Genomic DNA, 15691 nt, shown 5'->3' with positions numbered 1-15691 from the left:
TTTTTTTATATAAGGGTATACCTATAAGTTGTATTATCTAGCTAGGAAATAAAATTTCCCTTTTGCGTATTATAGAATGATCCTGTATCAGAGTGTTTTGTTGCAATTGACATCCGCAACCTTATACTTGATAAAATGGAGGATGTCCTATTATAAATACGAGAGAAAAATGAAAAAATTATCTTTTTCTGCGAGTGAATAATAGCATACCACTTGCAAAAGCGATGGCTGCCAGCCCTGCGATTGGGGCGAAGTCGCCTGTTTTTGCTCCGTTCGTTTTGGATGTAGTGGATTCCTGTCCGGTCTGGGCAACATTTTCTGTTGGTGTTTCAGCAGAAGTTCCATCTACCGCTACCAGGTTATCCATTGCAGTTTGTACATTTGTTACTGCTGTGTCCACTTCGTCCTGGGTTGCGTTTTCATTTTCCATGATTGCATTTGCTTCATTTACTGCTACTTGCAGTACTGCGTAGCTTTCCGCTGTGTAAGCGTTCGCATCTTTTCCGTTTGCTTCCGCAATCACTTGTTGCAGGATGGATTTATCCGCTTTTAACCTCAGGTTGAGCATCGCGTTTAACAGGTTGTCAGCCACGGTATTGACTTCTGCCTGCATGGCGTCGCCATCTTCATATACTCCTACTGCTGCTTCCAATGCTGCGGTAAATTCCGCTTTTCCTGCTTCCACATACAGGTCAAGTTTAGCGTTGATACCGTTGGCTGCTTCGATCAGAGAAGCTAGGGCGGTTTTATCTCCAGCTACAAATCCTAATTTATGGATTTCATTCAGCAATGTCCGCCATGCCGCATCCACTTGTTCCTGTGTCGCTGCATTATTTCCTGCCACTGCCTTGGCGTTTTCCAACGCTACGTCAAAGGATTTTTGTACGCTTTCAATGGCGTTGTCATATTCGCCGCTGGCTTTGGCATCTTCCGCATAAGTAATCACCGCATTTAAAATGGAAAGATCCAGCTGTTCCACTTCAATTTTCAGTTTTGCCATGGTTGGCAAGCCGTTGGCGAACCGGGCTACCACATAGGCGGAACCTTCCCGGTTTGCCGTCACAGTTGGCTGGTTGGTATCCAGGTTGGAAAGGCTTAAAACATCGGATACCATACCCTGTTCATCCTCAACAGTCCAAATCAGGGAGTTATCCTCCAGGCTGGAATTTTCCACTGTAGCGGTGACTTCCATCTGGCTGCCAGCCGTCATCCTGTCGGAACTGCTGGTTAAGGTAATTTTACCGGTTTCCACAGGGGATGAATCTATCTGTTCGTTGTAAACCTCAATTTCCGCCAATTGCAGCCGGTAGTAGTAGGTTTCCTGTTTTGCTGGAGTCCCCAGTTTGGTTGGGAAAATCCGAATATAACGGGAGGTCTGGTCGTCAAACTGGTAGGTTTGGGCGCCATCGATGGAAGAAGCCTGTTGCCCGGTTACCTCCAATACGGTTTGGTAATCCCCGTTTTCATCCATTACCTGAATCTGGAATTCCTCCGGATAGTTTGGGGTTTCCCCATCCGCGGTAGTGGTGTCGGTACGTGGATAGATCACCAACTCATTAAATTTGGAAGCGGTGCCAAGATCGATTTCGACCCAAGGCTGGTTGGAAGTTAATTCCGCTTCAAAATATTTGTTGGAGGAGAACCCTCTGGCGCCTTTGGTGTTGGAATCCGTCTTGCCATCGGTCAGATAATTTGGTTTCCAGTCAGAACTGTTTAAGCTGTTGTTCGCTTTTACGGTTTTTCCAGCCGCCAGGTTTACTTTTTCCACCTCGTGCATGGATTTAAACTGGGCGGTCAGGCTGATGTTTTCATTAAGCTGTACATAGAGCGGACGGTTGGTTGTTTCCATTTTTCCAGTCCATCCAATAAACTGGAAATCCCCTTCGGTTGCCGCCACCGCTTCTATGGAAACAATGCTTCCCGCTGGATAGCTTTTGTTGAATGGGAACTGTTCCAGTTGCCCGTTGATCCGTACAGTGCCCTCCCCAACAGCGTTCAGACTGAGGGTGCATTCTTCCGCCGGATGGTTTTTGTTGTAAACTTCCAGCTCCATCAGCTGTACACGGTAAGGGTTGATGGCGGATTCATCCGCTGCGTAATCCCCCATGCGGGTTACATGGATTCGGATATAGCGGGCGGTCTGCACCTCAAAATCGATGCTAACCGGTGTTTTGTTCGGATTGGGGTCTACCACCACCTGTTTCACATCGGTGAAGGTTTCCCCATCATTGCTGACCTGGATGGTGAATTCCCGTGGAAAGTTGGGGGAGAGGTACTCCTCTGTATGGGAATTTGTCCTTGGGTAAAGCACAACGTTGTCAAACGTCTGGGTTTGTTTCAGGTCAACGGTGATGTCATATGGGGTAATGCTGCCGTCTTCCGCCACGTTTTTAATGACATTGGTGCTCATGCCGGTGTCCAGGTTGCCATCGGTCAGATGCTGGTTGGTCCAGGTGGAATTATTGATGGTATTGGTGGCCGTCACATTCCCGCCAAGGGCAAAATTGCTTGTTTTGTTGTACGCCGCGTTTAACAGGATGGTGGTATCGTTGGTCACTGTCAGGGTCAGGCTGCGTTCTGTGGAGAACAGGCTGCCGCCCCAGTTGATAAAGGTATCGTCCAGCGCTGTAATGGTGGCGTTTTCATTTTTCGGTACGGCAATCGTAGCCGGAAGGGTGTATTCCGTCCCCTCGTACTCAATCCTGGATTGGGAATCCACAGGGTCCTCAATGTGGACCAGATAATACTGTTTTTCCACTTCATCCTTAAAGTTGGCGGTTAAGCGGACCGGATGGTCTACCTGGATTGTAATGGTAGGATCCTTGGAAGCGTAGCTGCCGGACCATCCGGAAAATACCTTGCCTTCTTCCGGAACCGCTTCTACTGTGAGTTCAGAGCCAGCGGCAACCGTGTCGGTATAAGGAAGGTTGATTTGGGTTCCGTTTAACAGGATGGAACCGGATGCCCCATTGATTTCGATTGGATACTCCTGTGCTGTTCCAGGCTGGGCTGCTTCCGCATGGAAGTTCCAGCTGCCGGGCTGTACTACAAAATAGATGTATTCGCTGTCGTTTCCTGTGTAGGTAACGCCCTGTACAGCATCCGCCGCTGCCCCGTTGGCAAATACCACAGTATCCCCAACAGAAACCGTCATGTTTTCTTCCGCGAAGCGTGGAATGGCGATGGTAGCAGTGGTGTTGGCAGGGGAGGTGAAACCAAAATCAAATGTTTTGGCAGCAGCGTCCCGTTTTAAATCCACCTTGATTTCCCCTTTTACGGTGGAAACAGTCGAGCTGATCTGGTTTAACTCACCCATATCCGGTTTGATCTGGTATTCCGAATACCCTGGGGCAGTTGGGGCAATGCCGGCCATGTATCTGGACATGGTAACCAGTGGGCCGCCTGACCAACCGTGGTTGTTGGTGCCGGAGCTCTTGTTCCAATACTCCCACAGTGTGGTGTAATCATCTTCCACCATTGGAGTATAGCGGGTTTTCATCCTTGCCTGGGCGTCTTCCATCAAATCCATTTTACACAAAGCGTCCAGGATGTATTTTTCCATATATGGGCTGGAATTGTAGGTGTTTTTTAACAGCCTCTGGATGGTTGGATACTGGGTTTCATCCGCCAAGCCCGCCAATACAGCGATGGCGTTTCCACGGTCATCCGGTTGGGCGACAGCGTTGGAGCGGAAACCATCCTCTGTCCAAAGCGTCTGGTAGCCACGGTAAAGGGTCTGCATCCGGGCATCGTATAGGGCGATATCCTCATCGCGTCCGATTTCAGCCGCCATTTTTTTCGCTGCCCCAAGCGCCAGGTAATACCAGGCGTTTTCCAGGGTAATCATATCGGCGTTGTCGCCCCAGTCGGGCCATTCCGCTGTACCATAATGGTGAACCACTAAACCGTCGTCCCCAATTTCCCAAAGGTTCAGGTAGTTTTTGGCGGAATCATACATTTGTTCCAGAATTTCCTTGTTGCCGCTGTACATATAGTAATCCCAGTAGCCGTTGATCCCCGCTAGCTGCTGTACCGGGTATTCCAATAAGCGGGCACGGATTGGCACAATGGTTTGCAGCACATCGGTTTCCGGGTCCACATAGTTGGCCATGGTGTCCAGGCCTTTTTCGTACAGCAAAAAGGCGGAGGGGTCAAAGGCGTACGCAGCGATGTTCATATCGTTGGTGGCGTCCCCCCACCACTGGGCACGTTCCCGGTCAGGGCAGTCCATAAAATTATCCCTCATATTAATATACAGGGAACGCTGCGCCTTTTGCCACAGGGTGTTATAAAAATCATCCTCACTGGAAAAACTGCCGGCAAATTCGGTATCATATCCAGTTTCTCGGTATTGCAGGCTGATAATCTCCACGCCGGCCGGGATGGTGTAGAACACATGCTGCCCATTGAACCAGCTCAGCGCCTCAAATTCCTGTTCCCCCTCTTTGGTGATGTAGGTGTTCATCACTGTGCCATAGCCCCGTTCGTTTACTTCGGTGCGCATTTCAATTTTCTTTCCGGCAGGGGCTTTCACCTTTAAGTATGGGGTGATCTGGGCATTGTAAGGCAGGTCCATCTGGATGACCTCATCCTCGGTGGTGACGTTTCCCCGGTAGGCATCCATGTTCAAATATTCTTTTAAGCCATAGTCCTTCCATTGTGGGATGGAGCGTTCGTATAGCTGGTTCCAAGGGGCGCAGGGGGCTTTGCCCAGTTCGGTGGCGTTTGCCCAGGAACTGTCATCAAAGTTGGGGTCAGTCCAATCCCCAATTTCCAGACGGGCATCATAATACACGTTGTATTCTGGCAGACGGTAGTTTGGCTGGTCTTCGTTAAAGGGGTTGTCGTCAATATAAGCGGCATCCTTGCAGACCTTCCAGCTTTTATCCGAAACCACTTTCCGGTCCCCAAAATCCGCCTCAAACAAAAAGCCGCCTTTACCAGAAGAATTATCCGAGAAGCTCTGGCTGAATTTTCCTTCCCCTAAAGCTACACGGGGACCCCAGTACCATACCTGTACCGCAATGGTATTTTCCCCTTCGTGAAGATAAGGAGCAAGTTCCACTTCATCAAAATAGGTGTCTTCCGGCGTTGGCCCACGTTTCAATTGGCCCTCGAATACCACCGGTTCCCCGTTTACAGTCAGCCAGTAGCGGGTGTCCACCGCGATTCTGGCTGTGACGGATTCCGGCACCTGGTCCAGCGTAATCTCCTTGCGGAAATTCATCCAGGTATTTCCGGTATCGCTGTCATCCCAAATCCAGTTTGCCGTCCAGTCAGTAGTGGGTTTGTTCTCCGCATCCTCCACGCTGGCGGTTACGGTCAGCACTGGCGTACAGAGCAGGCAGCAGCTTAACACAAGGCTAAGCAATTTTTTCATTTTCCTCAAAGTCTTTTCCTCCTTTGTGCTATGAAATAGTAAATTGATTGCTATCCTCCTTTTCCAACAAAATTGTTGTTACTCCAGTTTCCCTGTTCCTTTCCTTTTCAGTATAATCGATTTCAAAAGAAAAAAATATTTCCAAATTCCACAAATATTTTAGTCGTTATTTGTGAAACTAGAAAACTCTTAATTTAATTACCAATAAAATTAATAGTAAGGTATCTTTTACTTTATTTTATGATCACACTTGTTGGTGCGGCCCAAAAATAGGGCATTTCCTATAATTTTTATTGTTGAATATTGTTAAAATTTCTAAAAAGTATATAGAAGTATTGTGTTCATAGTAATTATACGATATAATAAAAACGTAAAATATATTTTTACATGAAAAACCATACTTTTTCTGTCGGAAAAAATATAGTAAAAAAGCCCATAAATGGGCTTAATTTGTAACAAAATACAAACTTTTTCCAACGAACGAAAAAGTATTACTATCCAGGCAGCTCCACAAAATGATGTGGATTACACTGTTACTGGCTGGACAGGAGACCAAACCGCAGAAGGTTCCACCATTACTGTAACTCCAACCAAAGATATGACATTAACAGCTCAAGTAGAATGGATTGGTCATGATAATCTGGCATTGAACAAACCGGTTAGCAGTAACGCTGGCTGGAATACCGGAGATTGGTCCAGTGAAAAACTGGTAGATGGAATTTTAGTAACCCAAGGCGGTAGTGCAGGGTTTACCACAACTCAAGGTCATACTCAGGATGTAGATTACTGGGTAGAAATCGACCTTGGAGAAGATACTACCTTTAACCGTGTACAGCTCTACCCAAGGTCAGATACTGTTGGCGTGAACGGTGGAGTAGCCTCCTTCCCAAGAAACTTCTCTTTTGAAGTAAAAGCGGATGGCGCAGAAGAATATACCACAGTATCTTCTTACGAAGATTACGAAGCAAGCCAGGGCAAACCATCTGTGTTTGAGTTTGAACCTGTAACAGCTCGGTATATTCGATTACACGTAACCAAACTGGGTGACGCAGCACAGGCTGACCCGAACTACTATTTCCTGCAATTGGCGGAAATGGGTGTATATGACACAACTGATATTCCAAATCCACCAGTAGAAACCAATAAAGATATCCTGAACAAAGTGATTACCTATGCTGAAGAACAGAAAACATCTGATGACTTTAACAATGTTATCAAAGATGTACAGGAATCCTTTAATGCAGCATTGGATGCAGCAAAAGAAATTGCGGCTGATCCAGCAGCAACTCAGGATGCAATAGATGCAGCATGGAAAGCATTGATGACAGAAATCCATAAATTAGGCTTTGTCAAAGGAGATATTACTTCCTTAGAAGCTCTGGTATCCTTGGCAGAAGGCTATGACATGAATGACTATGTAGAAGCAGGTCAGGCAGAATTCTTAGAAGCATTGAAAGCAGCACAAGATTTATTAGCGGATAAAGACAATGCAATGCAGACGGAAATTGAAACAGCAGAAAGCAATCTGTTGAATGCGATGTTGAACCTGAGATACAAAGCAGATAAATCCATCCTGGAAAAGGTAATTGCGGAAGCCAACGGCAAAGATGCGAACGCATATACAGCGGAAAGCTATGCAGTACTGGAAGCAGCAGTAGCAGAAGCAAACGCAGTGATGGCGAACGAAGATGCAACCCAGGAAGAAGTAGACGCAGCAGTAGTAAGTGTACAAGAAGCAATGAAAGGTCTGGTAGCAGTAGAAAAACCATCTACCGAAACACCAGATGACAACAAAGCAGACGGTACACAAACAGGGCAAGAATCTACCACAACAAAAGCAAACGCAGCCAAAACAGGTGATGTTGCACCAATCGCAGGAGTAATGGCACTGGTATTGGCAGGCGCAGCAGTAGTAGCTCTGAAAAAGAAAAAATAATTGTATTTCCAAAACAGGAAAATAGAAAAGTGCATAACCTGCTGTGTTAAGTAAAGAAAAATCCCTATGTGGATAAACTGAACTGCACCCCATTTGTTAGACAGTATGATATAATGTCTAACGGATGGGGTGATTTTAATGCCAAAAGGAACACCAAACAAATGATACACACTAGAATTTAAGAAACTGGTAGTGGAAACCATGCAGAAAGAAAAGCTGAGCTATAGAGAAACTGCACGAAGATTTGAAATCAATGACCACAAATGGATCATGGCATGGGAGCGCATCTACTCGACCGAAAGTTCGGAAGGCTTTGCCATGGAACGGCGTGGACGTAGCAGCAAAGGACGACCTCCAAAACAACTGCCAAAAAAGGTGGAAGAAGATTTGCTGGATGAAGTACAGCGGTTGAGAGCGGAGAATGACTACCTAAAAAATTTGCAAGCCTTGGTTTTGAAAGACGAGCGACACCAGCAGAAAAAACGCTGGTAGTTCAGAAGCTGAGGCAAAAACATTCTCTGAAGATACTTCTTTCAATCGCTCAATTGCCCCGAGCAAACTTCTACTATCATCTAAAACGGATGAAACACTCAGATAAATATGAATCATCTACTAAGGAAGGGATTATGGCGATCTACCACGAGAATAGAGGGCGATACGGTTATTGTCGCATCACGGCGGAGATGCTTAATCGTAGAATCAAGGTAAAGTGAAAAGGCTTGCCGCCTGTAATTCACAGACAGCAAACCCTTTCGACAGTTTGAATCATTTTTGATTTGAATTATTGTCTAATTTTTTGGGGTTACTTCAGCAAATTTACTGCTCCATATTGTGCAGACAGTACAAAAAAGACCTCTAGTGCAGAAATATTGAGTTTTAGCAGGAATAGCGCAGCATGAGCGTACTGTTTCGATCTGGATGCGCTCGTGTTTGTGAAAATGGATATATCGGTCAATCATATCGTTTGGTTCGGAGAAAGTAGCGGGTTTGTACCAGTAGATGCATTCTGCTTTGAGGATGGAGAAGAAATTTTCTGCCATTGCATTGGCATATGGGTCCTTGTATCTTTCTCCGGTTTGGTCAGTCTACCTACAAAACCGTAGTAATCATTTCGAGATACCTTAAAGAAATTGCACATACTTGTTACTGGATACTCTTCTCGATGACCATATATTACTGCATATTTTACTGGTGGCCTCATTTCCTTCCTGCCAACTGCAGAAAATTCCACAGCAGTTTGTTTTTCATTTGATTTTATATGCCTGTTCCGCTAATCCCTACTTACTTTCGTCCATCCTTTGGGCTGTAGCATAATTCCTGCTGCCTGTTTTCTTTGCTTACGATGTTCTCGTTTTAGCAGTTCTTTCACCACATAGTTATCTTTGAACCCAAAATATTCTGACTTTTTCCTGCCTGAATCATTCCCTTGATTTCTGGTAATATTTCCTATACGTGCGTGTAATTTCTTTTTTGCATAATTAAGCCCTCTGATGTATCTATTTTCCTACATCAGGGGGCTTCTGTCTATTGTTTGTTTTTACTGAATCTGTTCAAAAAACAGTGGAGGATTTTTATCGGTCATAAAGGAAATGGTACAATGTAACAAGAAATACAAACAATACTTCGTATATAGGATAGATGGAACGGAAACCCATAGAATCATAGTCCATCTTTGAAAAAATATGCTATCCTTTCCCATAGGAGAAGAGCAAGTTATGGAAGATTTGTATTCTGGAAAAAAGAGAAGTAGAAACCGTTTATGAAGCAGGCTGTTCCAGTTTGATGTTTCGGTTCAGTTTTCTCATTTCTGGAATGATGAAAAAGGCAACAATGACAGCGGAAGCTGCGTCCGCGATTGGAGCGGAATACAAGATTCCATTTAACCCCATGAACAATGGAAGGATCAAAATCAAAGGGATAAGCAATAAAAGCTGACGCAGCATGGATAGAATCGAAGCTTTTAGTGGTTGACCAGTTGCCTGGAAATAGTTGGTGGATACAATCTGGAACCCAGCACAGAAAATACTGAACAGGTAAATCCGTAGGCAGCTCACCGCAAAATCAGTAAACTGAGCGTTTTCGTTGCCAAAAATACTGATGATTGTTTCAGGCATTGTCTGGCAAAAAATCCAACCAATCAAAATTAATGCTGTCGCAAAGATAACTGCCATCAAATAGGTCTTTTTAATCCTTCTGTATTGCTGTGCCCCACGGTTAAACCCCAATATTGGCTGGGCGCCAATCCCAACGCCTACACCAAACGCTGCCATAATCATGGATACTTTCATCACAATCCCCATTGCGCTTAGGGCAACATCCCCACCAATTGAGCTTTGATTACCATAGTATACCAGTGAGTTGTTCATCACAACCTGCATAATACAGGCAACCGATTGGGTAATACCAGAGGAAACACCCAAGGTGATAAACCGCCAAATCCTTCTCCAGGATAGCTTTTGGTATTTCTTTTTCAGTCGCATGTGGATGGGCTTTTTCACCTTTTTCACAAAGTAGATTGTCAACACAACGGCGGAGATAATCTGGGATGTAATTGTGGCAATAGCCGCCCCTTTTACCCCCCAGTGGAATACAAAAATATAAATTGGGTCAAGGATGGTATTTAGCACAGCCCCAATCAGCATCCCATACATAGACAACCTTGGATGCCCGTCCGTCCTGGCGAGGTTGGATAAGACAATCCCGATCATGTTAAAGGGGGTACCAATTAAAATAATGGATGTGTAGTCAATAGCATAGGGCATAATATTTTGTGTAGCGCCAAATAAGGTTAAAATTGGTTTTAAAAAAATAAGCCCCAGTACCATCAAAGCTACACCAACCAAGATGGTAAATAAAAAAGCGTTGTTTAACGTACGTTCTGCTTCTTCCTCGTTCTTTTCCCCTAGGCGGATTGCGGCGTAGGCGCTGCTACCGGCTCCAATTAAGGTACCAAATGCCAGGATAATCGTCATGATTGGGAAAGCGACAGTGGTAGCGGCATTCCCCAAGTATCCGACCCCTTGGCCGATAAAAATCTGGTCCACAATATTGTAGATGGAGTTAATCAGGCAGGAAATAATTGCGGGGACAGAAAAAGAAATCAATAAACTGGAGATTGGTTTATATCCCAAAGGGTTTTTGGGTGTCTGTTGGGATATGGTAGTGCTATTTTCCATGGGTGCGTTCTCCTTTCTGTTCTGCTATTTCGGTTACAATCGCACAGGAATGTTCTGCCATCATCCGCAGGGTTTCGGTAATCTCCTGTTCCTGTTCTGGTGTAAAGCCTTCCACCAGCTGGTGTTTCCAGTGGTCACGGGTTGCGTATATGCGTTCCAAAACTGGCTTTGCTTTATTGGTAAGGTACAGGTGGCGGACACGTTTGTCATTCTGGTCCGTTTCAATCCGCACATAATCCATTTCGGATAATTTTTGTACTGCTTTGGTAACCGTTCCTTTGTCAAACCCGCCCATTTTTGCCAAGTCATACATGGTCAGGCCTTCATTTTCCGAGATAAATCCCAAAAAGAAATACTGTCCACTGCTAATTTTGGTATCCGATAAAGCCATATCAAAATAGCGGTTGGTGTTCCGGTATATCATCGAGATGTATTTTAATAAAGTAATTGGTAGCTTCGACAAATTTCTTTTCCCCTTTCTATTTGTTGGATAGCCAACTATTTTTGCTGGGGACTATTATAACGTAAATTAGTTGGATTGTCAACCTTTTTAGAATGGGCTTATTGCAAAATTAGGCTTTAGGGGAGGGGAAATCAAAAAAACAGGCAGGTATCCGCCTGCCTGTTTGGTTATCCATATATTGTATCCCATCGCTATTCTATGATAAATCCATTTCCTGCTCTGTGAATTGAGCATTTTGTTCCATTGTACGTATGGAGGATTTGGCAATCAAAGCAGCAATTAGGAAAGTGACGATTTCGGCGATTGGTACCGTCCACCAAACGCCGTCCATCTGCCAGAGGCGGGGGAGTACCAACACTAGTGGCACAATCAGGATAAAACCACGGAGCATCGAGATCAAAAACGATTGCCGGGCATGTGCCATAGAGGCAAAAAAGGAGGTGCATGCGATATTAAGCCCCATAAATAAAAAGCCGATAAAATAAATGTGAATACCACGGGTTGCCAGCTGTATCAGTTCCTGGCTGCCCTCCCGGTTAAACGCTGCGATAATGCCGCTGGAGAAAAACAATCCGGAGAGATAAAACAGTACTCCAAATCCCAGGGCAACCGTTAGTGCCATCCATAGGGTGCGTTTGACATTTTTGGTTTTTCCAGCGCCGTAGTTATAGCTAACAATCGGTTGGATTCCCTGTCCAATACCATTGTAAATAGAGAGGCATACCAAGGCAATATTGGCGATAATACCATATGCCGCAACCCCCATATCCCCAGTTAAATCCAGGATAACATAATTAAACAGTAGAATAACAGACCCGGAAGAAAGTTCCCCTACAAAGGTAGCCAGCCCATTGCTGAGGATTTTCCCGAACCGCTGCAGCATCAGTTTGCAGCGGGTTAGACGGAACCCATTTTTCTTGCGCAGGAAATGGGTGGACAGAATGATCAGGCTGATGACAGGGGAGCCTCCTGTTGCCAAAGCCGCCCCAAACATCCCCATCTGGCAGGGGAACACAAAAACGTAATCCAAAATAATATTGCTAAAACTGCCACACAGCATGGCAATCATTGCTAAATTGGGGTTGCCGTCATTGCGGATAAACGCCAGTAGACAGTTGTTTAAAATAAATACAATGGAAAACGAAAAAACAGTCCGGATATAAATCGAGGTCAATTCCATTACATTTTCATGGGCGCCCAGCAAAGTTGCCAGCTGTTCCGGGAACCCTGCACCAATCACAGTAAAAACCACACCAAGGCCAATTGCCAGCACAAATGAGTGGGTAAAAACCTTATTGGAAGTAAGGTGGTCTTTCTGTCCCAAAGCAATGGAAAATTGTGTTCCCCCTCCAATGCCAATCATTAAACCTGCCCCGTTGAGAACGCTGTAAATAGGGAGCGCCAGGTTTAAAGCCACAATCCCCTGGCTTCCAATCCCGTTGGCGACAAAAAAGGTATCCGCCAGGATATACAGCGAGAAACAAAACATGCTCAATACATTTAAAGAAACATATTTCGCAAAACTTTTGGTCGGGTTTTTTACTAATTCAGTGTTGTTCATCATGATCTCCTTATCTGTTTTATTTGCTAAAAAAGCAGAAAAAAAGAACGGCTCTTTCTGAAAAAAGCCATTATCATTCAATTGGATTAGAAAACCGCCAATCGTTGGTTTTCCATAAAAATAGGGCGGAAAAAACCGTCATAAGAAGAAGCGGGTTTTGGTTTGCTCACTAGAAGGGTTCCACAGTTGATTGTCAAAGGGTTCGTTCCCTCCCACTGGAATGCTTTGTAGCTGGAGTCCAATCCATGTGCTTCCAATAAATATCGCCATACTCGCTTGATTATATCAGTGTTTCTTTTGATTGCGTTTCTTATGTTGTGCCGAACGCGTGCATCAGAAAAAGAAAATAGCATCCATTTTATAAACAGCCAGGTTTGCATTTCAGAGGATACCCTGGCGTAGGGCAAGAATAGTGGATTGTCCCAGCAAAATTCCTTTGTTACCATTTCAAATCTTTTCTAAGGACACTATTTCCACATCCTGTTTGGCAGGGAACCAAATAAAAGAATACCAATACGCTATAAACCTACAACAACCTGTAGGCAACGCCATTCAATGGAATTTTTGTACCCATCTAATCTGTGTTTAGATAGTATTTCAAGTATCTATTTTGTTTTACCAGTTCCAGTATACCGGTCTATGCTAAAAATGTCAATCCTTTCTGAAAAAACGGGAAAACAGGAGATTGAATTCCTACTGATATTATAGTATAATAGAAGCGAGGTGATTCAATATGACAATTTCTACAAAAGGCCGGTACGCTTTAAGGGTAATGATTGATATTGCCCAGCATCCGGCAGATGAATATATTTCTTTAAAATCCATTTCAGAACGCCAGGAAATTTCTATGAAATATCTAGAGGCGATTGTGTCAATGCTGGCCAAAAGCGGGTTTGTAGAAAGCCACCGGGGCAAAAACGGAGGCTACCGTTTGGCACACCCCGCACAGGATTATACTGTCCGGGAAATTTTAGAGTTAACCGAGAAAAATCTGGCGCCAGTTGCCTGTTTAAGTTGTGATGAGAATACCTGTCCCCGGGCAGGGGAGTGCATTACTTTGCCCATGTGGCAGAAACTGGGGCAAATGGTGGATGGATATTTAGAAAGCGTTACCTTAGCGGATTTGGTCAACCGGGAATACCATTGATCTTTTATTGTGTTACACCAATAGTGCGCAAAAACAAAATAAAATAGTTCCTGTCAAAATAACCCCCTAAGGGGTTGTAGTAAAAGTCAAATCCTATTTTTTATTGTGTTGCACCGACAGTGTGTAAAAACAAAATAAAATAGTTCCCGTCAAAATAACCCCCTAAGGGGTTGTAGTAAAAGTCAAATCCTATTTTTTATTGTGTTGCACCGACAGTGTGCAAAAACAAAATAAAATAGTTCCCGTCAAAATAACCCCCTAAGGGGTTATAATAAAAATCAAATCCTATTTTTTATCATTCCAGCAGGCTTGTTGTTATCAAAAACAGCAAGCTTGTTTCGTTTTAGAAGAGAAAGAAAAGCTTCCCCAAAAAGTATGGGGAAGCCCAAAATAAACAAGTACTACATCAATAATTTGCCTTTTATTTCCGTTCTGTCTATTCCATTGGAGTAGATGCCTGCATCTGCTCGGTCTGCCCATCCTGCTTTTTTCGGATAAACACTTGGGTAACGTGGCGGTTTTCCACCTTGGTAACATCAAAAATTAAACCATAACATTCCAGGTGTAACTTTGTCCCATCCCTTGGAATCTCCTTTAGCTGGCTGAATACCAAGCCGCCTACTGTATCCACTTCCAGCTCCTCTGGCAGTTGGATGTTCAGTTCATCCTCCAGCATATCCAGTGGCAGGGTACCAGAAACACACCAACAGTTTTTCTTAATCTGGTAGATTTCCTTTTCTTCACTTGGGTCAAATTCATCGTAGATGTTGCCTACAATTTCCTCCAGTAAATCCTCTAGGGTAACAATGCCGCTGGTTTCCCCATATTCGTTGATGACAACTGCAATGTGGATTTTTTTCGCCTGCATGTTCCGGAACAGGATATCACTGTGGATAGTTTCCGGAATAAAATAGGCAGCGTGGAGCAGTTGGCGTAAGGTCTTTGGATGTTCCGCCCGCAGGTTTAGCAGGTATTCCTTGGCGTATAAAATACCGGTTACATGGTCAGGGGTGTGGTGATAAACTGGAAAGCGGGAAAAACCTGTGGTATGGATGGCGTGTAAAATCTCCTCAGTGGTTGCCTGGTCAGAGAGCGCCACCATATCCATCCTTCTGGTCATTACTTCTTTTACTGGGGTGTCATCAAATTCAAAGATATTCTTGATCATTTCCCGTTTGCCCTTTTGGATAGTGCCTTTTTCTTCTCCAAGGTCCATCATCATCAGGATTTCTTCCTCGGTTACAGCTTCATCTTCCTCTTTGGTTTTCATGCCCAGCAGGCGCAGTACGCCGTTGGTGGAAACAGATAAAAACCAGATAACAGGTTTCATTACCACCGCGATAAACGAAACTACGTTGGCAGCCAGTTTCGCAATTGCCATTGGCTTTTGCATGGCAATCCGTTTCGGCACCAGTTCGCCAAAAATCAGGGTAAAATACGAGAGGATAATCGTAATTAAAATAACGGTAATGGTATTTAAGGCGGAAGGGGAGATACTGTGGAAGCCAAGAGTATTGACCATCCAATCCACTAATGGGTCAGAGAAGTTATCCGCTGCGAACGCACTCCCTAAAAATCCGGCTAAGGTAATACCAATTTGGATGGTGGATAAAAATTTAGCGGGTGTTTCGGAGATTTTCAGGATTTTTTTGGCGGATTTATCCCCACTTTCCGCCTGCTTTCGCAGTTTGTTGGTGTTTAAAGATATCACCGCAATTTCGCTGGCAGCAAAAAAGGCGTTTAACGCAATCAATACTACCTGCAGTAAAAGCTGTAATAAAATGGTTGTCACAATGGTTCCTCCTTGTGTATATGTAATTTCATATTTTATAAAACAAAAACAAGCACAGGAGCCCCTTGCCTATTACAAAGGGATTCCTATGCTTGTTATTTCCAAAAAGAATGGTTGCTATTCGCTCCAGGGTCTCCGTCAGCCATAATCTTTAGTAGCCTTTCTCATAAATATGGTATCAAAATTTTGTGGGTAAAACTTGGCTCTATTGTACGATACCCTACGGGAAAAGTCAA

At 44.3% G+C, this 15691-nt stretch carries 11 protein-coding genes; 3 read left to right on the top strand and 8 right to left on the bottom strand.

What is annotated here, in order from left to right; genetic code table 11:
* Positions 1-178: 178 nt before the first annotated feature.
* Positions 179-5380, bottom strand: coding sequence for an alpha-L-rhamnosidase-related protein (locus BQ2683_RS10600; RefSeq protein ID WP_235843932.1), 5202 nt, complete (start codon positions 5378-5380; stop codon positions 179-181).
* A gap of 439 nt (positions 5381-5819) precedes the next feature.
* On the opposite strand from BQ2683_RS10600, the gene BQ2683_RS10595 reads away from it, so the two are divergent.
* Positions 5820-7316 carry a discoidin domain-containing protein gene (locus tag BQ2683_RS10595; protein ID WP_069989007.1) on the top strand — a complete coding sequence of 499 codons (1497 nt, stop codon included), beginning with the start codon at positions 5820-5822 and terminating at the stop codon, positions 7314-7316.
* A gap of 201 nt (positions 7317-7517) precedes the next feature.
* Entirely contained in the window at positions 7518-7808 is a 291-nt protein-coding gene (locus tag BQ2683_RS13555) for a transposase (protein ID WP_076939168.1), read from the top strand.
* 296 nt (positions 7809-8104) lie between these two features.
* Here BQ2683_RS13555 and BQ2683_RS13930 read toward each other — a convergent pair whose 3' ends face one another.
* From BQ2683_RS13930 to BQ2683_RS13440, 6 genes are all read right to left on the bottom strand, one after another.
* Positions 8105-8356: an IS3 family transposase gene (locus tag BQ2683_RS13930; RefSeq protein ID WP_141720214.1), complete on the bottom strand. Its 252-nt coding sequence runs from the start codon at positions 8354-8356 to the stop codon at positions 8105-8107.
* On the bottom strand, positions 8272-8517 hold the full coding sequence (locus BQ2683_RS13505) for a hypothetical protein (protein ID WP_162493157.1): 246 nt from the start codon (positions 8515-8517) through the stop codon (positions 8272-8274). Before BQ2683_RS13505 ends, BQ2683_RS13930 begins: the two co-directional genes overlap by 85 nt.
* Positions 8518-9073: 556 nt before the next feature.
* A complete protein-coding gene (locus BQ2683_RS10585) occupies positions 9074-10492 on the bottom strand; it encodes an MATE family efflux transporter (protein WP_069989006.1) in 1419 nt (472 codons plus the stop codon).
* Positions 10482-10955 carry a MarR family winged helix-turn-helix transcriptional regulator gene (locus BQ2683_RS10580; RefSeq protein WP_083256462.1) on the bottom strand — a complete coding sequence of 158 codons (474 nt, stop codon included), beginning with the start codon at positions 10953-10955 and terminating at the stop codon, positions 10482-10484. Before BQ2683_RS10580 ends, BQ2683_RS10585 begins: the two co-directional genes overlap by 11 nt.
* 196 nt (positions 10956-11151) lie before the next feature.
* On the bottom strand, positions 11152-12516 hold the full coding sequence (locus BQ2683_RS10575) for an MATE family efflux transporter (RefSeq protein WP_083256461.1): 1365 nt from the start codon (positions 12514-12516) through the stop codon (positions 11152-11154).
* 86 nt (positions 12517-12602) lie between these two features.
* Positions 12603-12758 (bottom strand): hypothetical protein, encoded by a 156-nt coding sequence (locus tag BQ2683_RS13440; protein ID WP_159427376.1) that lies wholly within the window; start codon positions 12756-12758, stop codon positions 12603-12605.
* Positions 12759-13249: 491 nt separating this feature from the next.
* Between BQ2683_RS13440 and BQ2683_RS10565 the strand changes: the two genes are divergently transcribed.
* A complete protein-coding gene (locus BQ2683_RS10565) occupies positions 13250-13663 on the top strand; it encodes an RrF2 family transcriptional regulator (RefSeq protein WP_069989004.1) in 414 nt (137 codons plus the stop codon).
* A gap of 436 nt (positions 13664-14099) precedes the next feature.
* Here the strand turns inward: BQ2683_RS10565 and BQ2683_RS10560 are convergent, their stop codons facing one another.
* Positions 14100-15455 carry a hemolysin family protein gene (locus BQ2683_RS10560; protein WP_069989003.1) on the bottom strand — a complete coding sequence of 452 codons (1356 nt, stop codon included), beginning with the start codon at positions 15453-15455 and terminating at the stop codon, positions 14100-14102.
* Positions 15456-15691 lie beyond the last annotated feature (236 nt).

Source organism: Massilioclostridium coli (assembly GCF_900095865.1).
Classification (GTDB): domain Bacteria; phylum Bacillota; class Clostridia; order Oscillospirales; family Ruminococcaceae; genus Massilioclostridium; species Massilioclostridium facile.
The sequence above is the reverse complement of the archived record's forward strand: the minus strand, read 5'-3'. Positions and strand labels throughout refer to the sequence as shown.